Source organism: Legionella pneumophila subsp. pascullei, assembly GCF_900637585.1.
In the GTDB taxonomy this organism is placed as follows: Bacteria; Pseudomonadota; Gammaproteobacteria; order Legionellales; family Legionellaceae; genus Legionella; species Legionella pascullei.
In genome coordinates this window covers 1,612,091-1,634,309 of record NZ_LR134380.1, presented here as the reverse complement: position 1 = coordinate 1,634,309, position 22,219 = coordinate 1,612,091, and the positions used below count along the sequence as shown (strand labels likewise).

Genomic DNA, 22,219 nt, shown 5'->3' with positions numbered 1-22,219 from the left:
GCATGGGTTTAGTGCAAGCAGAACAAGTAATAACATCAGGTATATAGTGCATAAAATCTCACTGCAATTACAAGGAGCTTAAACATATATCAGAAATATTGCCGCCATAGCTTGTCTTAGCTAACAAAGGATATTTTAATTTAACTTCAAGGGTACTTATATTGTCTTCAAGCATTAGCATGTCTTTATCTATACAATTAGCAATCCACCCTTGGCACTTAATTTTATTTATTTCAAATACTTCCTGAGTAAGCAATGTGTGGTTGATACAACCCAGCTTCATACCCACAACTAAAATAACAGGAATATTAGTTAGTTTTAAAAAATCAAGCCAAGTTGCCTGTTCGTTCAAAGGAACCAACAATCCACCAGCTCCTTCAATAAACAATGTCTTAATGTCATTCAGTCGCAAATTTAGACAGTAGTCAGCTACTTCATGAACATCAATGTTTGCACCATCTTCCCTGGCTGATATGTGAGGTGAAACTGGTAATTTAAATCGCCAGGGATTAATAATATCCAATGGCAAATGATTCTGTTGCTGATGTAAAAGTGCATCAGAATTTACTAATTGATTGTCACTATACTCACATCCGCTTGCTATGGGCTTTATCGCAGCTGAATTAGAAAAATGACTAACCAATTGATTCGTTACAAATGTCTTACCGCAATCAGTGTCAGTACCGGTGACAAAATATCTTTTCATTTTATAAATTCATCCATCATTTTAATAAATAAATCAGTATGAGACAGAAAAGGCATATGAGCTGCCCTGTTAAAGAGTACGTACTTAAAATGTGGGTAATTTTTCTCCATGATTGTCATGGTTTTAACAGGAGTAATGGGATCAAGTCGGCCAAACAAGTAAACAGTAGGTATAGATATTTGTTGCAATTGTTTTCTAAGATCCCATTTACCCAAAATTTCAAGACCAAACGCCAGGCCTTCTGGAGATGGGGGATTACCCGGCTTAAAATCAAATTGTATCTTATTGAGTTGCAATGATATAAATTCTTTTAATGTCTTATTAATGTTTTTTGATAAGTTGTTATAGAAATTAACAAATACCTCCTCGGCCACGCCCGGCCAATCAACATCAGAGATAAAACGCGGTGAAGATGTTATATTTATCAAATACTGTACTCTGGAAGACTCTTCAATTGCTAACCGTGTCGCATAAAGCCCCCCCATTGACCATCCAGCCAAGGCAAATTTCTCAGGTAATTGCTCAAGTAAATTCTTTTTAAAACTCTCCCAGCCCATCATTGGGGTCAATCCAAAACCTGGCAAATCGACCAAAATGATCTGATAATTAGCCTGAAGATAGGGAATTATAGACCGCCAGATTTGGCCGTCAAATCCCCAGCCATGAAATAGAACTAAAGGCATGCCCTGCCCATATTTATCAAGATGAATATTCATGTATTAAGTGCAATTTATTAAATAACTCAATGATTTGCTCGGCCGTATGCTTATAATTAATAATAATCCGTAAACCACAGGAGGCGCTATTTACCGTTGGAGATCGGATAGCAGAGCAATAAATCCCTACTTTTTTCAGTTCACTGGCAAAATGAAGTGCCTTATGTGGGCATCCTAACCTTAACTGTTGAATTGGTGTATCTGAATCCAGCCAGTTTAAGGGCGAAGACTTTATTAATTCTTTGAACTGAGCAATTAAGTGTGTTAATTTTATTCTTCTGGAGTCGGCCTCTACGATGAACTCCAATGTTTTGAGCAGACCATAGCATAAAGCAGGACTGATAGCGGTTGAATAAATGAAAGAACGTGCAGCTTGTAACAAAGCATCTATCCAATCCTTCCGCCCACAAACCACAGCTCCCTGAGAAGCGAATGCCTTACCAAAAGGAATAACTCGTAATGGAACTTCATTCTGAGTCAATCCATGGCCTGGTACAGAACCCATTCCTTGTGGACCAATCACACCAAAAGCATGCGCTTCATCTACAAAGAGCTCCGTACCATGCTCTTTGCATAAAGAGCTGATTGTTGATAGAGGGGCTATCTGACCACTCATACTAAAAATACCTTCGGTGATCAAAACAGAATCATCCAAATGTGATTTTAACAAGGTAGACAAAGCCCTCATATCATTATGAATGTAACGTGAGTAGGTTACTCGGGACAAAACCAATCCATCATAAATAGAGGCATGAACACTTTTATCTATAAAACAATGGGTTCTCAAACGTCCAAGCAAGGCTGTTATGGCTAAGTTTGCGCAGTACCCCGAGGAAAATAAAAGACAATCATCAACTCTCAGTATTTCGGCAAAGGTCCTCTCAAGATCTTGGTGACCGATATGGTATCCGCTTAAAACCATGGAAGCGCCACTTCCGCAAGGATACAATTCATACCCTTTTTGATAGGCTTTAGCAATACGTCTATCCTCCGTCAGCGACAAATAATCATTCGAATCGAACCGAATATAATCTGTCTTGTTCGTTTCTAAAATTTGCCTTGTACGCAATAATCCTTGGTCTTGTAGCTGCGTTGTATACTCTTTAATTTTTATATTAAGAGCCATTTACACCATCTCAGTCAAACCAAGTTTGTTAAAAAGAACTTTGTCTTTGGCGCGCTGGGGGTTATCTTCGGTCAATAATTTATCGCCAATAAACACTGAATTGGCTCCAGCAAAATAGCAAAGGGCTTGTAATTCATCACTCATTTCTGTCCGACCAGCTGTCAGTCTGATAGCACTTTTAGGCATTAAAATTCTTGCTGTAGCAATAGTTCTTACCAATTCAATCCCTTCTACTTGCTCAGCTTGAGCTAAAGGTGTTCCTTCTACTGGAATTAAGCGATTAATTGGCACACTTTCTGGAGGAGTTTCCATATTGGCTAATGTCAATAAAAATTCAATTCGATCTGCTCGGGTTTCCCCCAATCCTAAAATACCACCACAACAGACATTAATTCCTGCTGAACGAACGTTATTTACAGTATCCAATCGATCACTGAATTTTCGAGTAGTAACCACTTTATCGTAATAAGATGGAGAGGTATCAATATTGTGGTTATAATAATCCAATCCAGCCTCTTTTAAATGAGTGGCCTGCTCCTTGGTAAGCATGCCTAAAGTCATACAGGTTTCAAGTCCCAAAGACTTTACTCCTTCTATCATTTCTTTTAGTTGCGGCATTGCCTTATCAGGCGGACAACGCCACGCAGCCCCCATACAAAAACGTTTGGCTCCACCCTCCTTTGCTTCTTTGGCACATTGCAATACCTCTTCAACTGACATCAATTTTTCTTTTTCTACATGCGTCTTATAGTGGCCACTTTGGGAGCAATAGCCACAATCTTCTGGGCATGCACCTGTTTTAATGCTTAGCAAAGTTGCAAATTGCAAGAAATTAGGATTATGAAATGTCCTGTGAATGGTATGTGCTTGATAAAGTAAATCATTAAATGGCTGTTCATAAATTGCTTCAATATCAGAAATTAACCACTGTTTCTTTTCTTCAGACACGATTACCCCCTTTAATTCAGAATAGTGAACATGATAAAGTGGCGCCTATACTTGTCAACCAAAATTTTTAAAATGGTAAACATAGATCAACTTATTGCAAAAGACTTAAAACACATTTGGCATCCTTGTTCGCAGATGAAAGATTTCGAAACGTGCCCACCTATTGTTATCAATAAAGCACAAGGGAGCTATCTCTATACCAATGAAGGTCCCTTGATTGATGCCATTTCCAGTTGGTGGTGCAAATCTTTAGGGCATGGTCATCCGGCAGTGATAGCCGCTATCAAAAACCAATTGGATTGTTTTGAGCATGTGATTAGTGCCAATACAACTCATCCCGCTGCAGTAGAGTTAGCTGAAAAATTAAGCGAAATTACTGGGAAACAACATGTATTTTTTGCCAGTGATGGTTCTAGCGCTGTTGAAATTGCCATGAAATTGGCCATTCATGCTTCACAAATAAAAGGAAATAAAAATAAAAATCAATTTATTGCCTTAAAAAATGGATACCATGGTGAAACTATTGGAACCATGAGTGTCAGTGATTTGGGGCTCTATAAAGCCCCTTACGCATCGTTTGGTGTACAATGCCACTACATTGATGATATTCCCTATGTCTCAGGTTCTAAAGATCCATTATGGAAAAACTGCGATACTTATTGGAATAAGGTAGTACAACAATTAAATAAAATTTGCGATAGCGTTTGCGCCATACTTTTGGAGCCTATCATTCAGGGCGCCGGTGGGATGCTGTGCTACAGTGCAGATTTCCTTGCAAAAATCTCTTTATGGGCGAAGGAAAAAGGCATTTATTTAATTGCGGATGAGATTATGACTGGTATAGGAAGAACTGGAGAATGGTTAGCCTGTGATCACGCACATATACAACCTGACCTAATTTGCCTATCTAAAGGATTAACTTCCGGATCAATACCATTTAGCTGCGTGATGATTGATAGCGCCTTATTTGATCTTTTTTATGATGATTACCATGCCGGGAAGTCTTTTTTGCATTCCCATACCTACAGTGGTAATCCGCTTGCTATAAGTGCTGCTTTAGCGACTATTAAAACAATAGAGCAAGATAATCTGCTAATGCATAGCCAGGAACTTGGTGAAATCATGTTTTCTTACCTGCAGGATATAGCCAGAGACAGTAGAAAACTTGTAAATGTTCGTGGAATTGGAGCTGTTGTTGCGGCAGATCTTATTGAGAGCAGTCACACAAGAATTGGATTTAAAATTTATCAGGAAGCAATAAAGCAAGGCGCACTTATTCGCCCAATTGGGGATACACTTTATTGGTTACCTCCTCTTAACACAGATAAGAAAATCATTGGGAAATTAGCTGAAATCACATTAAACTCTATAGAAGAAGCCTATAACAAAGCTCATGGATATGAATAAGGTTATTCACAAATTATCTTTATTTCTTTAATAAAAATTTAATGACATATTTTTTACGATTACTTTCTTAATTCCAGTTTTTTAAGGAGCAAACGTCACAGCATAGGTAAATAACAATCCTGAAATTGCCAAAAAAGCTGTAAGTATACTATTGTTGCAGACAAAAATTAAATGAATATGCCTTTACATCTATATCCATTTCGATAATATACTTCGACCATTAAATCAAATATTATTGAACTACGAATCAGTAGTTTCGCCACAGAATTGAGGTTATTATGCCTTGATCCTGAGACACAGCAAATAAATCATCCAATGACTGTATAGGTATATTATTAACGACTAATGCAAATGCCAGCCGGCGATTTTTTTTACTAATAATGTACCCAGCAAGAGAGCGTCCTTTAATTATCATTCCTGACTCATTTCCCAATACATAAGTTCCTGTTTTTGCATGCACAAAACCTGTCGCACCTGAAAGAGTTGGATCGGATTGAAATTTTTTAATAGAACCAAGTGAACCATCCACTGCGAGAATAGGTAAACTATCGTAAAATGTATTAAAAACAGGTCTTTTAGACATTGTCATGAGCCATTTTATGATAGCCATATTGCTTGCTTTCGTTTCGCCCCCACCGCTACCATCAACAAATTGGTATTCTGATGGCAATATACCATATTTTTGGGCCAGGATTTTTTTTTCCACATTTAGACTTTCAGTCATGGATCGCACGCCTTTTGTTAGTCCATACAACACCAGACTGGTATCAGCTCCAATATTATAACTCACTTTAAGTATATATTTTGCATGCTCTCCATATGGCAATGATTTCAAAGTAGCAATTTTGTTATTCTTATTATACGAGTTAACAGATTTTAGCAGTTTTGTCGGATTTTCTTTGGTTTTATCGATTGTTGAAACATCAACACCGGCTTCTTGTAATGCCTCAATGAAAATTGTTCTTGCATAATTAGATGGTTTAGTGATTCGAAAAGTTTGCACTAACGGGTAGTTGTTAGTAAGTGGAGGTATAAAGTTGGCAGGCAAATGACCTTTAATTATACCAGAACAGCCTGTTTTACCTATGCAAGCAGGCAATTGTGGCTCAAGCTCAAGATTGTATTTTTCATACGGACTAACTGTAAGAAGTTGGTTGATAACGGTAAACGAAGCTGAGTGTGGCGGCCATGATACGCTTGCCTTATCATTTATCAAGCCTGGAAGAATTACAACATCAACGACATCATCGTTTATGAAAATAGGTGTTACATCAAATTCACTCCTGAAATTAAATGGGTCAAACAATCTATCATCTATCACAATATCACCTGAAATAGAGTGGATGCCAGTTTTGTAAACTTGCTTAGCGAGGTTCTGATAACCAGCTAAAAGATTAGTCTGCGTAATAACCGCGTTACCCAACGAATTAGCCTCATTATGATCGTATTCAGTAATAGCAACATGTCCATCAGGTAAAGTTCGCCCTCCCATAGTTAAATCACCTGAGGCAATAAGAACTAGGTTTCCACTCAGATTGCCATTGCGTACTATACCGTCATAATGGACTGTAGTGAGAGATTGATAATCAGCTCCTCTTTCATCCAATAATTCGCCCACACTAAAAATCTTGCGCACTGAGCCAATGTAAAATAGCTTAGTGGAGTTGAGGTTCAACAGCACATTACCAGTATCAAGATCGACAACACGTAATCCCCATATCGCATTTTTATAAATAGGCTTATTCATCACTTTGTTTATGTCATTAGGTAGCTTATTGATCGATATATGGATTTTATCCGCGCTATATGATGGTTTGTACATCATGATAACTGGAAGCATGCTCATCATAAGCAAATAAATATAAGTCAACCATCTTTTCAAATATCTCTTCTTCATTTGTCGCATAGTTAAAAAATCATTGGGAAATTAGCAGAAATAACATTAAACTCTATAGAAGAAGCCTATAACAAAGCTCAAGGATATGAGTAAGGTTATTCACAAATTATCTTTATTTCTTTATAAAAAGTTTAAAATCATATGGATTTTTTTTACTATTGCTATCCTGATCTCAGCTTTTTATACTAACTGGAATCTTAACCAAAAAAGAGCTTATAAGGATTTAAAAGAAGTTGCAATCAATCTCAGTAACAACATAGATGGTTTTATCGAAGATCTACTTCAAGAAATCTATACCTTACCTGTATATGGAAAAAAAATTGTTGATTGTAAATCAGACTTATATCCATTCCTGGAACATATAATTCTAAATAATCCTAAAATCTCTGGTGTTATTATTAGTGACAACAAACACAAACTATTTTGTTCAACCTTACCCAATAATAATAAAAATCTTGTTGCAATATCAACTCGTTCACGTTCCATTTCAGGACCCTATGAGTTACCATTATTTGACCAGCCCGTTTATCTGATCCAACAAAAAATGGGCAATTACCTTATAGGTATTTTTGTTATTGCTTCTGTCTTAAAAAATGAATTACAAACAGAGAACAAACAATCCACCTCTATAGCTCTATACAATGAAGACGAGAAAAAAAATATCATTCGTATTCAATATACTGAGCAAAATAAAAATTGGATATTAAGCAAAACTGAAGAAACTAAAACACAAAATTCTCCATTAAGTCTATTTGCTATAGAAAAACTACAAAGCATAAATAGTATTTCTGTCGTTGTTTCTGAAAACAGTAAAACTGTCCTTCATAACTTTTGGTATAGTCAAATAATAACTATTTTTATCATTTTAATTTGTTCCTTTATTTTATATGTCCTTATACAAAATATGATGACTAAGCGTTATTCATTGCAAGGCGCAATAAAACTGGCTATTAAAAATGAGGAATTTTATCCCGTATATCAACCTTTGTTTGATTGTGATAAAGAACGATTCTCAGGGGCTGAAGTGTTATTGCGATGGGAAAATGAAGACAGTCAAATCATTATGCCTGATTTTTTTATTGTTGAAGCAGAAGCAACAGGATTAATTGTGCCAATTACACTTCAAATCATAGAAATTGCCTTCAATGAATTTAAATCCTTATTAGAAGAACGATCCTACTTTCATCTTGCATTTAACATTTCTGCACTACATTTCACTGATTCAGTGTTTTTTAATCATTTCCATAAGTTAATAGAAAAATATAATATTTCACCGCATCAAATAATCTTCGAAATCACAGAAAGAGAACTGCTCGATAAAAATGACACTATTTTTATCAATAAAATGCAAGAGCTTAGGCAAACGGGTTTTTCACTTGCCGTTGATGATTATGGGACTGGCCACGCCAGCATTAGTTATTTGCAACATTTTCCATTCAATTATTTAAAAATTGACAAATTATTTGTTCAAGCAATTGGTTCTAATGATATTATCGAGTCTTTAAATGATGCCATTATCCAGATGGCAAAAGGATTAAACTTGGTTACTATAGCAGAAGGAGTAGAAACAAAAGATCAAGCTAATTACCTGGCAAATAATGGTGTTCGTTTACAACAAGGCTGGTATTATTCCAAAGGGTTATCTATTACTGAATTAACTGCCTTGCTTAAGGGAGAAAAAATATGAGGAATTATATTTTTTATGGGTTACTACTATTAATTTGTTTATCAAATGATGGATTTACTGCACCAATGGTGAAAAAAGGCAACTTTTGGAAATGCGTAACTTATGATAAAGCCAACAAAGCATGGACTGCACAAAGCTCGTATCGAAAAGTAGCAATTAATGTTGCATTTGCTGCCTGCAAAAAAGAAAGTCAATTTCCTGCAAGTTGTAAGACATCCTTATCAAATTGCGAAGGATTTATAGACGGAGTAAGTACTAGACCAATGTGGCGTTGTACGGCCATAGATATCAATGCCCAACCTTGGGAAAGTAATTTTTATTCAAATCGGGATGATGCCGCTTTGGCTGCCCAGGCCTTTTGTAAGGAAAACAGTACATTACCTGCTACTTGTTATATTAATATGGTAACTTGTGCCAACAAAAATGAAGGAGCCCACTCTCATGGTTTATTCAGTGGGACTAACTGGTAATATTGCCAGTGGCAAAAGTACAGTCGCAGAGTTTTTTTCCGAACTGGGTATAGATGTGATTTATGCAGATAGAATTTCTAAAGAATTAACTTCTAAAAATACCCCCTGTTACCAGAATATTGTTTCACATTTTGGTTCTTCAGTGGTTCTTAAAAATGGTGATCTTGATCGGAAACGGATAAGAGATATTATATTTTCCAATTCAAATGAACGTTTATGGCTTGAAGATCTACTGCATCCAGCTATTCGTAAAAAAATTGAAGAACAACTTATTGTCTGCTCATCGCCTTATTGCCTTATTGAAATTCCTTTATTGTATAATAAACATCACTACCCTTATCTGCAAAAAATTCTATTGGTTATTGCCCCATTAGAATGTCAATTAGACAGAATTGTTAAAAGAGATCATTGCACGAAAGAGCAAGCATTAGCCATTCTGGCCACACAACCTAATTTGGAACAACGATTAAAAGCAGCAGATGATGTCCTGGTTAATGAATCGGGATTAAGTGAATTGAAAGAAAAAGTGAATAAGCTGCATAAAAAATACCTTAAAGATGCAAAAATTAAACAGAAACAATAAACTTCCAGAAAAGCACCAGTTAATGTATGGATTTTAAAGATTTTTTTATTTTCAACGACTTTTATGTTACTCTTAACGCAAAATTAAACCTTAATAGCTTGATTTTTTTAGATTTGTTTATAAAAAAACAATATCGTTTTTAAAATAAACATGGGAGCTCATTTTAATTCAATGTGCATCTATAAAAATTTAAATTGCCATTATTATAGGATAAAGCTAAGGATGGCCTTAATCTATGCATGACCATATGATAACTTTTCAACTGGCAACTCATTTTTTATCAAGAATTGCCTTACGCTTGGAGTACCTTTTTAAAACCATAAATGAAGCTTGTAGTGAGTCTCATGAGGCTATACATCGATTTGCATTAAAAAATATAATAGAAATTGTCGAAATAATTGAAAAACCAGAATTAAAAAGCAGATTTATTAAAGAGTTAATTAGAATTGAACATGTACTTAAAAAACCTAATTTATTGAATCATCGTGAATTATTTGATGATCTGGAAACGCAAATCCATGTATTAAATCATGTACCAGGTCGATTTAGCAACAGAATCCATGATGATGAATTTTTAAAAACCTTAAGACAAATACACCACCCCAATACTAAAGAATGTGAATTTAATTCCCCCCATTTGGTATTGTGGTTTGATTCCGATCCACTATTAAGGCAAAAAACAATTAGTCAATGGGTATCCTGCCTAAAAGATCTGGAAGATACTGTAAAAGTTTATTTGTCCTTGTTACGAGGGATTACTCAGTATACTCCCATTAGAGCAAATAATGGATTTTATCAGCATAGCCTTTCACCTAAATCACTTAACCATCTGATCTTATTAAGAATGGATAAAACATTGAAAATGATACCTAAAATACAGTTAGGACATCATAGTTTAACTATCAGACTTTATGAGCTTGTCACTGGTCAAGAAATTAGAGATAAAACAATAGACATGGAAATTGCATTTTGTCAAATATAGACGCCCTTTAAGAAAAGCCAGCTTTACCTCAAAGCGAGTCTGCATTAATTAAATTGTATGGTAATTCCTCCTCCATAATAACGCTCAACACTATCTAAAAGGCCACTGATACGTTGATCAACCTCCAAATCAATAACAATATTTTTTTTAATTAAATAAAGAATACCTGCGTCTGCATTATAACCGCTTCCTTCATCGGGTGCTGTTTTGCTTTGACCATACACTTCAGCGAACAATGATATTTTATTTTTAGTCCATGATAAAAGAAGATCTGGATTAATGCTGGTATAACTTTGTCCACCACTGGTAATAGGTTCCGATAGAGAAATATACTCCAAAGTTCCTGTCAAATTAATCTGATCATTGATATTATAAGCTAGAATTCCAGTTACACCACCTCCAGGCCCCTTACTGCCAAAAGAGGCGCTACCTGAAGGAAATATCATAGTGCCATTAATAGAAGCAATCCATTTATCGTTAAACCATAAAATACGTTTGAGATCCAACTGGGTTGGGCTATACCCTACCCGTGGTGCTACAGTTTGATTGATGTAGCTGGGTAAGGTTAAATCTACCTCGAAATAATCTGGCAAACCGACTTCTATTACAGAAGAGGGAAAACCGTGCTGTATCCCTCCGCCAATTAATTGTTGATATTGATACCCTAAACCGAGCAATACATTTCTTGGAGGAACAACACAAGGATTGATTGCAATTCCTCCCCTGTCAACAAACGAAAACATATCCGTTGGTTCACCACAAACGGTTTGATATGTTTGATAATCAGTAGCAGCTTTGATTTGAAATGAGAATAGTAATAAGGAAATAGTTAGAGTATAAATTCCATTTTGCTTAGTTATCATTTTCCTGTCCAATTGATTAACAATTAACTGAAATACAAAACCTAATCATTATCTATTCAGGATTTTTTATACTCAGCAAATTGCTATGGTTTAGGTATAATAGCATCAATAGATTAGGTTATTCTCGTGTTCATTATGCTTGATATTGAAATTCAGGGATATCAATTAAATTGAAAACCGCATGATTTGCTTTAGGGAAATCATTGATATTTAATTCCTCTTTTTTTACCCACTTCATATTGAGCTGTCCTTCCAGACATAACGGGTTGCCAGTAAAACGAGTCACCATAAAAATAATTAATTGTATGTGCTTATCTGGATAGTCATAATCTACATACCCCAGAAACCTATATTCATCCACAATTATACCTAATTCCTCTTTAATCTCTCGGATCAAAGCATCCTCTGCAGATTCTTGAGGCTCCAGTTTTCCTCCAGGAAACTCCCAAAATCCTCCGTGTGCAGCATGAAGAGGACGTTGGGTAATCAGTATACGTTGTTTTTCATCGATAATGATAGCAACTGCTACTTTCACACCAGGCTTCCATGGCAAGCTTTATATTTTTTACCTGATCCACAGGGACAAGGATCATTACGACCAACTTTCTTTTCTTGTCGTCTAAAAGTTTGCGTTTCACTTGCCTCTTCATTCTCTGATAAATTTTCATGCATGAGATTCATTTTTTTAATCTGATCTGCTCTACGTTGCTCTTCAACAACGTGAGCATCTTCCTCCGTTTGAATTTCAACGGATGATAGTATTCTGATTACCTCGTACTTAAGATTATCCAGCATCATTGTAAACAAGCTGAAAGCTTCTTTTTTATACTCCTGTTTTGGATCCTTCTGAGCATAACCTCTTAAATGGATTCCCTGGCGTAATTGATCCATTGCAGCCAAGTGTTCACGCCAATGATTATCTAAAGTTTGTAAAATAATTGATTTTTCAAATTGTGAAATGACTGGTCTTCCAACTTTTCTTACTTTTTCATCATAATGCGCTATGGCTAAAGCAAGAATTTTGTCTTTAATTTGCTCAGGCTGTATACTATGATCTTCATTAATCCAATCAGTCACAGGGGCTTTGATTTTAAATTCATCTGACAAAACATCAGATAAGGCCTGCGGATCCCACTGATCCTCCAGACTTTGAGGGGGGATATAAGTATCAACCAGGCTATTCATTACCTCTTCTCTCATCATTTCTACAATTTCCTGTGTATCTGTCATTTCCATGATAGAAGAACGCTGAGTATAAATGACCTGACGTTGATCATTCGCTACATTATCATAATCCAACAGTTGCTTTCTTACGTCAAAATGATGTCCTTCCAGCTTACGTTGAGCATTTTCAATCGCCCTGGTAACCAAACTATGTTCAATCGGCTCACCAGGCTGCATTCCCAGGCGACGCATCATAGAGGCCACACGGTCAGAAGCAAATATTCTCATTAAATTGTCTTCAAGTGACAAATAAAAACGACTACTACCAGGATCACCTTGACGACCAGCTCGCCCTCTTAATTGATTATCGATACGTCTTGATTCATGACGCTCAGAACCAATAATTCGAAGTCCACCTGCTGCAATCACTTCATCGTGACGTTTTTGCCATTCTTTTTTAACCGCTTCTTTTTCTTGTTCACTCGCATCAGCCAGTAAATTGGCGAGATCCGCTGCCAAACTTCCACCTAAAACAATATCAGTTCCTCGTCCCGCCATGTTAGTCGCAATGGTTACAGCACCAGGGCGTCCAGCTTCAGCAATAATTTGCGCTTCTTTTTCATGAAATTTTGCATTCAATACTTGATGCTTTATGTTCGCCTTTTTTAAGAGTTGACTTAAAAATTCAGAAGCTTCGATTGAAACCGTTCCAACCAGTACGGGTTGTCTACGAGCACTACATGCTCGTATATCTTCGATTATCGCCTGGAATTTATCTGCCTGTGTTAGATAAACCAAATCAGCTTCATCTTTTCTAACCATTGGTTTATTGGTAGGTATCACAACCACTTCAAGATTATATATTTGCTGAAATTCATAGGCTTCTGTGTCAGCAGTACCTGTCATCCCTGATAATTTATTGTACATTCGGAAAAAATTCTGGAAAGTTATTGAAGCTAGGGTCTGATTTTCATTTTGGATTGGAACTCCTTCCTTGGCTTCGACTGCCTGGTGCAAGCCTTCTGACCAACGCCTTCCAGGCATTGTGCGTCCAGTGTGCTCATCCACTATAACCACTTGATTGTCTTTTACAATATAGTCAATATCCTTGTGAAACATCGCATGGGCCTTGAGTGCCGCATTCACATGATGCATCAACATAATATTACTGGCATGATAAAGACTCTCGCCAGGATCTAATAATTTGGCTTTGACCAACAGTTCTTCAATATGCAGATGACCTGCATCAGTCAGATGAGCCTGTTTTTGCTTCTCATCTACAGTATAATCGCCTTCGGCTCCTTCTTCTTCCTGCTTTTTTAACTGAGGAATCAAGGAATTAATTTTAATATACAACTCTGAACTATCTTCCGCTGCACCAGATATGATCAATGGAGTTCTCGCTTCATCGATCAAAATGGAATCTACTTCGTCCACAATGGCAAAGTTCAGTTCTCTTTGTACCTTATCAGTCAGACTAAAAGCCATATTGTCACGCAAATAATCAAAACCGTATTCATTATTAGTTCCGTAAACAATATCCGCTTTGTAAGCCTCCTGTTTTTCCTTATGTGACATATCGGGATAGATAACGCCAACTGTAAGCCCTAAAAATTCATATATGGGCTTCATCCACTGACTATCCCTTTTCGCAAGATAATCATTAACGGTGACTATATGTACACCACGTCCACTAATGGCATTAAGATAAGCAGGTAAGGTTGCAACCAGTGTTTTACCTTCTCCGGTACGCATTTCAGCAATATTTCCCTCATGCAATACCATCCCGCCTATTAACTGTACGTCAAAGTGCCTAAGGCCTAGAGTTCGCAATGATACTTCTCTAACCGTAGCGAAAGCTTCCGCAAGTAACTCATCAAGGCTTTCACCATTATTAAAACGTTCTTTAAATTGTTGTGTTTTTCCGGCCAGTTCTTCATTTGATAAAGCCTGCATTTTCGGTTCAAACGCATTAATAGCCATTACCGACTTTTCCATTCGCCGTAATGTCCGTTCATTTCGGCTTCCAAACATTTTCTTAATTAACGTACTCAGCATGGCCTCAATAACCCTCAGGATGTTCCAATTAATAAACCTGTTAATGTACTAGAAATCTTGATAAAATTCCACGAAATGTTGGCATCTGCTCTATTATTTCTTATACACACTCGACGTGATTTGTTGCTTCCAAATGCAATAAATACTGGATTAACTCACTAAAACCGGAAGTATTTTTCTCCTGAACAATATTCATCAATTTCTTTTTCCAGTGCTTCGCCCCGGATAAACCAAAAGCTAAATTAAAAAGTGGTTTAACCAGAATACTTAACGAGAGATTGGCTCGAGATTGCTCAAGCCAATAATCCAGATAATTCATTAATAACTGACTACGTTTAATTTTGATGAATTGTGGATATAAGGCTTGATGAATTTCAGCAATTTGATAGGGATTATCGCAAGCCAGTCGCCCTAACATTACTCCATCGACGTAGTTTAAATGACTGTTTATTTCTTCAATAGATAATATATTCCCATTGATAGTAATAAAAATATGAGGGATTTCCTTTTTTAATTCATATACATAATCATAATTTACAGGAGGAATCGTTCTATTTTGCTTTGGATTTAACCCATTTAACCAGGCCTTTCGAGCATGAACAATAAGCTTGTCACAGCCTGCTTCAACCAAATGCAGAGAAAAAGATCTGAAAAACTCATAGCTGTCTTGCTTATCAATACCAATTCTCGTTTTCGCTGTGACTGGTATTCCAACTACTTGTTTTATTGCACGAATACAATCAGCAACATGTTCTGGCTCCTTCATCAAGCAGGCTCCAAATCGTCCTGCCTGTACTTTGTCACTAGGACATCCCAAATTCAAATTAATCTCATTAAAACCCTTCTGTTCAGCAATAATGGCGCACTTTGCCAATGCAGATTTATCAGCACCGCCTAATTGAATAGCGATAGGATGTTCAATAGGATTAAAATACAAAGCTCTATCAGGGTTATTGTGTACAGCCCCAGTTGTCTGCATTTCAGTATATAAAAGAGCGTTAGGAGCCAATAATCTCATCAGTGTTCGAAAAGGACTGTTGGTCCAATCAATCATTGGCGCTATAGATAATTTGGAAAAAATACTATTAACCACGTTCAATATCAATTTAATGCAAATGAAGTATTATACATTGTTGTTTTAGAAATACACAAAAATAGTAGCAATTTATGAATTTATGCTTGCTGAATAATATTCATTGCCTGGATCAGCAACTGAAGCCTTGTTCTTCCCTGATAAAAATTAATATCCAATTTATAGGCAGCATGAATGTATTTAATCCGGTGATTAGGCCAGGACTTTAAATCCGCATTAAAAGCAATGGCATCCAGCGGTTCTCCTCCTTGTGAGGAAATTAATGTCATTTTTAAATGATTTTTCCCAACAATTCGTTGATCCAGAATTTCAAATACATTATCAAATATGGGCTCTGAAAACGCTTGACCCCAAGGACCCGCTTGTTGTATTAATTGTGCTGTTTCTAAATTCAGTTCATGGGGTTGCAATGGTCCGTCCGTCAGTATTTCTCCTTCACACTGAGATAAGTCAAGATGCTTCAGAACCTCTGACACGAAAGCTGATCGAAAATCATTCAATAATTCGGGGTTAATACTTAACCCGGCAGCCATAGCATGTCCTCCGAATTTAAGAATTAGTCCTGGATTATCCTTATCAACAGCAGCCAGTACATCTCTAATGTTTAAATCGGGGACAGAACGTGCTGATCCCTTTAACTCCTGCTCACTGACGGAAGCAAATGCAATAACAGGTCGATGATATCTCTCCTTCATTCTTCCGGCTAAAATTCCTATCACCCCTTGATGCCAGGTTTTATCATGAAGACACAGGGCAACAGGTAACTGTTTATTCTCTTCATCGTTAATTGACAATTTCTCCAGAGCAAGCATGGCTTGCTCTTTCATATCAGATTCTATCTGTCTTCTTTCCAAATTCAACTCATCCAACTGTTGACAAAAATTTCTTGCCATTTTGGGATCCGTTGTAATTAAACATTCAATACCAAGCGACATATCATCCAGACGACCTGCGGCATTTAATCTTGGTGCAATGGCAAAACCCAGATCAGACTCTCTTAGCCTGGAACAATCTCTGCCAGCAATTTCAATCAAGGCCTTTATACCTTCTCTGCATTGCCCTTGGCGAATACGCATCATTCCTTGATTAACCATTATCCTGTTATTCTGATCAAGCCCCACAACATCTGCTACAGTCCCTAATGCAACCAAATCCAGGAAATTTGCCATATTAGGCTGAGGCAGGTTTATTTCACTAAACCAGTTACTCTTGGAAAGATGCCTGCGCAATGCCAGCATAACGTAAAAAATAACACCAACTCCCGCAATTGACTTGCTTGGAAATAAACAACCAGGCTGATTAGGATTAACAATAGCACAGGCATCGGGCAGTGATTCTGCTGGTAAATGATGATCAGTAATTAATACATCTATCCCCATTTTATTTGCTGCATCTACTCCTTCAAAACTGGCTATACCATTATCAACAGTAATAATTAAATGAGGTTGCCATTTGCTTGCCACTTCGACAATGGCAGGAGTAAGGCCATAACCAAACTCAAATCGATTAGGTACCAAATACTCAACAAACTTGGCACCCATAGCTCGCAATGCGGTAATGGCCAACGCTGTAGAAGTTGCTCCATCGGCATCAAAATCACCGATAATCAGAATACGTTGCTCAGAGCGCAAAGCATTCTCTAATCTTTGACAAGCCTCATTAATGCCTTTTAAAGAATGGAAAGGAAGTAGTGTTTGTAATTGTTTATCAAGTTGAGATTCATCGTTAATGCCCCGTGTTATATAAATACGTTTTAATACATCCGGTACATTAGGTAAGTTTACAGTATGCTCAGGTTGTTGTCGTTGTTTAATCAGCATGAGTCAGACTTCTCCATAATCGAGTAAACCAATGAGATTTCTCTTTAATTAAAACACAATTGTTCCAATACCAATGTGACCGTATTTTTTTTATTTCAACTTGATGTAATTCGCTTAGAGAATCAATGCTCTCTAACAGAACAATTTCAAATCCACTTAGATTTACTGATGGGTCATATAAAGTCACTTTCGAAGAGTAAACTTGAGCTATATTCAAAAAATGCTTGTCTGTGCAAATTGATATTGTGTTTTTATCTTTAAGTTGTCCACTACCCCATGCCCAGATGCCATTAATTAACGATTTCCGAGGGTTGGAGGAGAAAAACATTTGACTCTCGGTAAAAAACTTTTGCCAATACATAGTCTCATCCAGTTGCGATAATTCTGGCATCAAAGACTTGTTTAGCACCTGGTAAATTGGTTTGGCATTAAGAGGTGGCTTATCATCAACTCGCAATAACCAAGTATATTTGTCATAATAATACAGGCTAATCCCTTCTTCGGCTAAATAAGCAAAATACAAATCAAACCAGTATTTCACCTCGTCATCTGTTACTTGTAAATCCTTATCAATAGCCACAATAACAGCATCATTATGTGATGCCTGCCAATGCATGGGAGTTAAAATTACCCAATCCCCCTCAAGATTACGGCTGGACTTCAATAGGTTACCTACTGGTGGATTTGCAAGGTCATAACCGCCACATGCTAACAAATTAAGCACTGCCAAACCTTGCGATTTCAACAATCTACCCTCTTTACTATCACAGCTGCCTTCTGTGTTTATAATGACATCCATTGCTTAAATAGCCTTTAGCAAACCATCTCTTTTAAACAGGGCTTTTAAATTTCTTAAAGCCTGTCTTATTCTGTCTTTATTTTCAATTAAGCCGAATCGGACATAACCATCGCCTTGCTGTCCAAAACCTATGCCTGGTGAAACAGCGACTTGAGCTTCTTTTAATAAATATTTACTGAATTCAAGCGACCCCATGGCGCGGTAATTGAGAGGAATAGGCGCCCAAACAAACATCGTTCCTTTAGGCTTGCTAACTTCCCAACCAATATCATTCAGTCCATCACACAAAAGATTGCGTCGTTTTTCATAAAGATTTCTTATTTCCAGCACACAATCATCAGGGCCTTCCAGAGCTGTAATAGCAGCAACCTGGATGGGAGTAAAAGTACCATAATCCAAATAAGATTTTATACGTGTCAAGGCAGCAACCAACTCTTCATTACCACATGCAAACCCAACACGCCAACCTGGCATATTATAGGACTTGGACATTGAATAAGTTTCGATTGCAATATCTATGGCACCAGGAACTTGTAAAATCGAAGGAGCTTTATATCCATCAAAAACTATATCGGCGTAGGCCAAATCATGGATAATCCAAATATTATTACGCTTGGCAAGATCAACCACCTTTTCAAAAAACTCATATTCAACACAGTGGGTACTTGGATTTGCCGGAAAATTTAAAACCAAAGCTTTGGGTTTTGGCCAGGTTCTGTTAATAGCATCTTCAACAGCATCCAAAAATTGAACCTCATCGATTAAAGGAATTTGCTTTACATTAGCGCCAGCAATGATAAATCCATAGGTATGAATAGGATAAGCCGGGTCAGGAACAAGCACCGTATCACCAGGGCCTGAAATTGCCAAAGCCAAATGAGCAAGACCTTCTTTAGATCCTATTGTAGCTAATATTTGTGTCTCACTGTCCAGATGAACATCATAATGGCGCAGGTACCACGTGGCCATTGCTCGACGTAATCTCGGGATTCCCTTGGACATGGAATATCTATGAGTGTCAGGTCTTTGAGCGACTTCTATAAGTTTATTAACAATATGAGGTGGGGTCGGTTGATCCGGATTCCCCATACCAAAATCTATAATATCCTCTCCTCGCGCCCGCGCTTCCATCTTAAGCTGATTTATTGTATTGAATACATAAGGGGGCAAGCGTTTAATGCGTGGAAATTGACTCATAATATTGACCTCTGTGATATACTGTTAGCCATTATAAACTAATGAACTTTTTAAAATCATGAATATCAATCTAGAAACTGCAGAGGAACATGCAGTAAAAGCGTATAGCGATAAAAAGATTCAGATTAATTCCATAATTTATGAAAGTAGTTTAATTGTTTCCAAGAAAGAAATCATTACTGATTTTGTAATTAAAGATATCCAGGATATAAATGATTCATACATTGATTTATTATTGAGAAGCAATCCTGAATTAATTATTATTGGTCATCTGCAAACAGGCAAAATGTTACCTGTCACTCTAATCAGTCAATTATCACAAAAAAGAATTGGTATTGAATGCATGTCCATAGGTGCCGCTTGTAGAACTTATAACGTCTTATTGAGTGAACACCGAGCAGTTGTTGCAGGATTTATCTTCTAATATCAATCTCATAGCATTACTTATCACATGAGCCCCATCAATTTTTTGAGGGGTTCGCTTTGAACATACCAAAGCTATAACTGCCTTCTTGCTTCCAGCACATTAGGAATTTGCTCCAATTTGGTTAATAAGCGCGACAAACTGTTTAAGCCATCGATCTCAACTGTTAAAGTGATATAAGCCATATTTTCATGTTTATTGCTATGGGTCTGTAAAGCATAAACATGGGCTTTTTCATTTGAAAGCAGTGAAGTAACATCCTTCAACAACTCGGAACGATCAAAGGCTTTAATCAAAACATCAACGACATAATTTTCCCGTGTTGCTGTACCCCAATTCACCTGGATAAACCGACGTTTTTGTTTATCACTGGCATGAATAATATTAGGACAATCTTTACGATGAACCGATACCCCTCTTCCAATGGTAATATATCCCACTATTTCATCACCAGGGACAGGTTGGCAGCATCTGGCCATAAATGTTAATAAATTTCCAACTCCTTCAATGCGAAGATCACTGCCTGTGACCTCGGGTTTTTGCTGTTGTCTTACAAATTTCTGTAAATTCTGCTCAGAGGTATCTGGAGGCGCCAATCGATTAACAATTTGTCCTATTTTAATATCACCTCGTCCTAAACTGGCATAAAGATCATCAGCTTTTTTATAATTCAATGCCGTAAGAACCTCATTCAGTTTATCCGATTTAATACCTAAAGATTTTAATTCCTTCTCCAACAGCTCACGACCCTCTCTCATATTATCTTCATAATCTTGCATTTTGAACCAATGCAACACTTTAGCCTTGGCTCTTGCGGTCTTTAAATAATTCAGATGAGGATTAATCCAATCTCTTGATGGTTTGATTTCTTTTCCAGTCAATATTTCAACCCGGTCTCCCGTTTTTAATTGATAAGTCAAAGGCACAATATGGCCATTAACCTTGGCACCCCGGCAACGATGTCCCAAATTACTATGAACATGATAAGCGAAATCCAAAGGAGTCACTCCATGAGGTAAATCCAATACGTCCCCATCGGGAGTAAAGACATATACTCTATCTTCAAGAAATTCAGTCGTGACATTTTCTGCAACACCTTTATTAGCTGCCATTTCCTGATGCCATGCCAAGACGTCTCTTAACCATTCTATTTTACGCTCATGACTTTCTTTTTGTGATACTGCGCCTTCTTTGTATTTCCAATGAGCTGCTACCCCCATCTCTGCCAAATCATGCATATGGAAAGTTCTGATTTGTACTTCAAAAACCCTTCCTTCAGGACCCTCTACTGCAGTATGAAGCGACTGATAGCCATTAGATTTTGGATTAATAATGTAATCATCAAACTCTGCTGGAATTTGCTTCCACAAAGTATGAACCATGCCTAACACTTCGTAACATTGCACCTCAGTATCTACCAGAATACGAACAGCTGTTGCATCATATATCTCGTCTAATGATACATTTTTGCGCTTCATCTTTTTATAAATACTATGGATATGTTTTGAACGGCCATAAACAGCGAAGTGTCGAGCTCCTGTTGCTCGAATCTGATGTTCAAGCTGCTCGACAATGCGATTGACAAAGTTGTCCCTTTCCAGGCGTTTAGCCTTCAGCCCCTTGGCAATCGCCTTATATTCTTCTGGGTGCAAATACCGGAAAGCCAAATCTTCCATTTCCCACTTGATTGCCCCAATTCCCAAGCGGTTAGCTAAGGGCGCGTAAATTTCCATGGCTTCGGTTGCCAATTGCTTACGCACCGTTTCAGATAGATGCCCTGCCGTTCTTAAAATACATAAGCACTCCGCTAGTTTGATTAAAACAACTCGCACATCATCAACCATCGCGAGGAGCATTTTACGAATATTGTCAATTTGATTTTTGTTTTGCGGGTATTTATTTAAAGCCTGGAAATTGTTCATGGCACTCATTTTTTCTATGCCTTTGACCAATTTGGCAATATTGTGCCCCAATTGCTCCTCAACATCGTCAATGGATAAATCTGCATAATGAACATTTTCAAAAATAATAGCGGCAGCCAGAGTTTCCTGATCTACTTCCAGGTCAGCAAGTAAATCAGCCATTGATAACCCTTGTTGTAAACAGGTTTGTCCTGTTTCAGTAGCATGATCCTGGCCAGCCAATTGACTTAAAGTACAGGCATTTCGTACGAGTTCAAGATTATCCAAATATCCTTTTGAACCAAGATGATGTAGCCACATCTCTACATCAATACTGCCATCCGACGTCAAAGGAGTCGTATCTTTTACTCTTACCAT

General features: G+C 37.1%; 19 protein-coding genes. 6 read left to right on the top strand and 13 right to left on the bottom strand.

The window, feature by feature from the left end:
• Positions 1 to 67 precede the first annotated feature (67 nt).
• Genes bioD through bioB form a run of 4 tightly spaced genes read right to left on the bottom strand, consistent with a single transcriptional unit; the run spans position 68 to position 3,496 of the window.
• Complete coding sequence (gene bioD, locus EL201_RS07505; protein ID WP_027221655.1) at positions 68 to 706, bottom strand: dethiobiotin synthase; 639 nt, start codon at positions 704 to 706, stop codon at positions 68 to 70.
• Positions 703 to 1,422: an alpha/beta fold hydrolase gene (locus EL201_RS07500; protein WP_027221654.1), complete on the bottom strand. Its 720-nt coding sequence runs from the start codon at positions 1,420 to 1,422 to the stop codon at positions 703 to 705. Before EL201_RS07500 ends, bioD begins: the two co-directional genes overlap by 4 nt.
• The gene (locus tag EL201_RS07495; protein ID WP_027221653.1) at positions 1,406 to 2,548 is read right to left on the bottom strand and encodes an aminotransferase class I/II-fold pyridoxal phosphate-dependent enzyme; all 1,143 of its coding nucleotides are present in this window, start codon (positions 2,546 to 2,548) and stop codon (positions 1,406 to 1,408) included. Before EL201_RS07495 ends, EL201_RS07500 begins: the two co-directional genes overlap by 17 nt.
• Positions 2,549 to 3,496, bottom strand: coding sequence for a biotin synthase BioB (gene bioB / locus EL201_RS07490; protein ID WP_027221652.1), 948 nt, complete (start codon positions 3,494 to 3,496; stop codon positions 2,549 to 2,551).
• A gap of 72 nt (positions 3,497 to 3,568) precedes the next feature.
• On the opposite strand from bioB, the gene bioA reads away from it, so the two are divergent.
• Positions 3,569 to 4,903 carry an adenosylmethionine--8-amino-7-oxononanoate transaminase gene (gene bioA / locus EL201_RS07485; protein ID WP_027221651.1) on the top strand — a complete coding sequence of 445 codons (1,335 nt, stop codon included), beginning with the start codon at positions 3,569 to 3,571 and terminating at the stop codon, positions 4,901 to 4,903.
• Positions 4,904 to 5,150: 247 nt separating this feature from the next.
• Here bioA and EL201_RS07480 read toward each other — a convergent pair whose 3' ends face one another.
• Positions 5,151 to 6,800: a D-alanyl-D-alanine carboxypeptidase/D-alanyl-D-alanine-endopeptidase gene (locus tag EL201_RS07480; RefSeq protein ID WP_027221650.1), complete on the bottom strand. Its 1,650-nt coding sequence runs from the start codon at positions 6,798 to 6,800 to the stop codon at positions 5,151 to 5,153.
• 85 nt (positions 6,801 to 6,885) lie between these two features.
• Here EL201_RS07480 and EL201_RS07475 point away from each other — a divergent pair, with 85 nt between their 5' ends.
• From EL201_RS07475 to zapD, 4 genes are all read left to right on the top strand, one after another.
• Complete coding sequence (locus tag EL201_RS07475) at positions 6,886 to 8,487, top strand: EAL domain-containing protein (protein WP_027221649.1); 1,602 nt, start codon at positions 6,886 to 6,888, stop codon at positions 8,485 to 8,487.
• A complete protein-coding gene (locus EL201_RS07470; protein ID WP_027221648.1) occupies positions 8,484 to 8,957 on the top strand; it encodes a hypothetical protein in 474 nt (157 codons plus the stop codon). Before EL201_RS07475 ends, EL201_RS07470 begins: the two co-directional genes overlap by 4 nt.
• The gene (gene coaE, locus EL201_RS07465) at positions 8,929 to 9,540 is read left to right on the top strand and encodes a dephospho-CoA kinase (protein WP_027221647.1); all 612 of its coding nucleotides are present in this window, start codon (positions 8,929 to 8,931) and stop codon (positions 9,538 to 9,540) included. Before EL201_RS07470 ends, coaE begins: the two co-directional genes overlap by 29 nt.
• A 235-nt stretch (positions 9,541 to 9,775) precedes the next feature.
• Positions 9,776 to 10,522 carry a cell division protein ZapD gene (gene zapD, locus EL201_RS07460; RefSeq protein WP_027221646.1) on the top strand — a complete coding sequence of 249 codons (747 nt, stop codon included), beginning with the start codon at positions 9,776 to 9,778 and terminating at the stop codon, positions 10,520 to 10,522.
• Between the two features lie 44 nt (positions 10,523 to 10,566).
• Here zapD and EL201_RS07455 read toward each other — a convergent pair whose 3' ends face one another.
• The 7 genes from EL201_RS07455 to alaC form a co-directional block, all read right to left on the bottom strand.
• On the bottom strand, positions 10,567 to 11,385 hold the full coding sequence (locus EL201_RS07455) for a transporter (protein ID WP_027221645.1): 819 nt from the start codon (positions 11,383 to 11,385) through the stop codon (positions 10,567 to 10,569).
• Positions 11,386 to 11,518: 133 nt separating this feature from the next.
• A complete protein-coding gene (mutT, locus tag EL201_RS07450; RefSeq protein ID WP_027221644.1) occupies positions 11,519 to 11,920 on the bottom strand; it encodes an 8-oxo-dGTP diphosphatase MutT in 402 nt (133 codons plus the stop codon).
• Positions 11,917 to 14,607, bottom strand: coding sequence for a preprotein translocase subunit SecA (gene secA / locus EL201_RS07445; protein ID WP_027221643.1), 2,691 nt, complete (start codon positions 14,605 to 14,607; stop codon positions 11,917 to 11,919). Before secA ends, mutT begins: the two co-directional genes overlap by 4 nt.
• 100 nt (positions 14,608 to 14,707) lie before the next feature.
• Complete coding sequence (dusA, locus tag EL201_RS07440) at positions 14,708 to 15,700, bottom strand: tRNA dihydrouridine(20/20a) synthase DusA (protein ID WP_027221642.1); 993 nt, start codon at positions 15,698 to 15,700, stop codon at positions 14,708 to 14,710.
• An 80-nt stretch (positions 15,701 to 15,780) separates the two neighbouring features.
• The gene (gene recJ, locus EL201_RS07435; protein WP_027221641.1) at positions 15,781 to 17,520 is read right to left on the bottom strand and encodes a single-stranded-DNA-specific exonuclease RecJ; all 1,740 of its coding nucleotides are present in this window, start codon (positions 17,518 to 17,520) and stop codon (positions 15,781 to 15,783) included.
• Entirely contained in the window at positions 17,510 to 18,319 is an 810-nt protein-coding gene (locus tag EL201_RS07430) for a hypothetical protein (RefSeq protein WP_027221640.1), read from the bottom strand. The genes recJ and EL201_RS07430 overlap by 11 nt, the downstream gene beginning before the upstream one ends.
• 3 nt (positions 18,320 to 18,322) lie before the next feature.
• Positions 18,323 to 19,516: an alanine transaminase gene (gene alaC, locus EL201_RS07425; protein WP_027221639.1), complete on the bottom strand. Its 1,194-nt coding sequence runs from the start codon at positions 19,514 to 19,516 to the stop codon at positions 18,323 to 18,325.
• 58 nt (positions 19,517 to 19,574) lie between these two features.
• Here alaC and EL201_RS07420 point away from each other — a divergent pair, with 58 nt between their 5' ends.
• Positions 19,575 to 19,940, top strand: coding sequence for an Mth938-like domain-containing protein (locus tag EL201_RS07420; RefSeq protein WP_027221638.1), 366 nt, complete (start codon positions 19,575 to 19,577; stop codon positions 19,938 to 19,940).
• Between the two features lie 74 nt (positions 19,941 to 20,014).
• Here the strand turns inward: EL201_RS07420 and relA are convergent, their stop codons facing one another.
• Positions 20,015 to 22,219 (bottom strand): GTP diphosphokinase, encoded by a 2,205-nt coding sequence (gene relA / locus EL201_RS07415; RefSeq protein ID WP_027221637.1) that lies wholly within the window; start codon positions 22,217 to 22,219, stop codon positions 20,015 to 20,017.

Coding starts and splice junctions, on each gene's coding strand:
- bioD (WP_027221655.1), bottom strand. CDS start 706: ATGAAAAGATATTTTGTCACCGGTACTGACACTGATTGCGGTAAGACA.
- EL201_RS07500 (WP_027221654.1), bottom strand. CDS start 1,422: ATGAATATTCATCTTGATAAATATGGGCAGGGCATGCCTTTAGTTCTA.
- EL201_RS07495 (WP_027221653.1), bottom strand. CDS start 2,548: ATGGCTCTTAATATAAAAATTAAAGAGTATACAACGCAGCTACAAGAC.
- bioA (WP_027221651.1), top strand. CDS start 3,569: ATGGTAAACATAGATCAACTTATTGCAAAAGACTTAAAACACATTTGG.
- EL201_RS07480 (WP_027221650.1), bottom strand. CDS start 6,800: ATGAAGAAGAGATATTTGAAAAGATGGTTGACTTATATTTATTTGCTT.
- EL201_RS07475 (WP_027221649.1), top strand. CDS start 6,886: ATGAGTAAGGTTATTCACAAATTATCTTTATTTCTTTATAAAAAGTTT.
- EL201_RS07470 (WP_027221648.1), top strand. CDS start 8,484: ATGAGGAATTATATTTTTTATGGGTTACTACTATTAATTTGTTTATCA.
- coaE (WP_027221647.1), top strand. CDS start 8,929: ATGGTTTATTCAGTGGGACTAACTGGTAATATTGCCAGTGGCAAAAGT.
- zapD (WP_027221646.1), top strand. CDS start 9,776: ATGCATGACCATATGATAACTTTTCAACTGGCAACTCATTTTTTATCA.
- EL201_RS07455 (WP_027221645.1), bottom strand. CDS start 11,385: ATGATAACTAAGCAAAATGGAATTTATACTCTAACTATTTCCTTATTA.
- secA (WP_027221643.1), bottom strand. CDS start 14,607: ATGCTGAGTACGTTAATTAAGAAAATGTTTGGAAGCCGAAATGAACGG.
- recJ (WP_027221641.1), bottom strand. CDS start 17,520: ATGCTGATTAAACAACGACAACAACCTGAGCATACTGTAAACTTACCT.
- EL201_RS07430 (WP_027221640.1), bottom strand. CDS start 18,319: ATGGATGTCATTATAAACACAGAAGGCAGCTGTGATAGTAAAGAGGGT.
- alaC (WP_027221639.1), bottom strand. CDS start 19,516: ATGAGTCAATTTCCACGCATTAAACGCTTGCCCCCTTATGTATTCAAT.
- EL201_RS07420 (WP_027221638.1), top strand. CDS start 19,575: ATGAATATCAATCTAGAAACTGCAGAGGAACATGCAGTAAAAGCGTAT.
- relA (WP_027221637.1), bottom strand. CDS start 22,219: ATGGTAAGAGTAAAAGATACGACTCCTTTGACGTCGGATGGCAGTATT.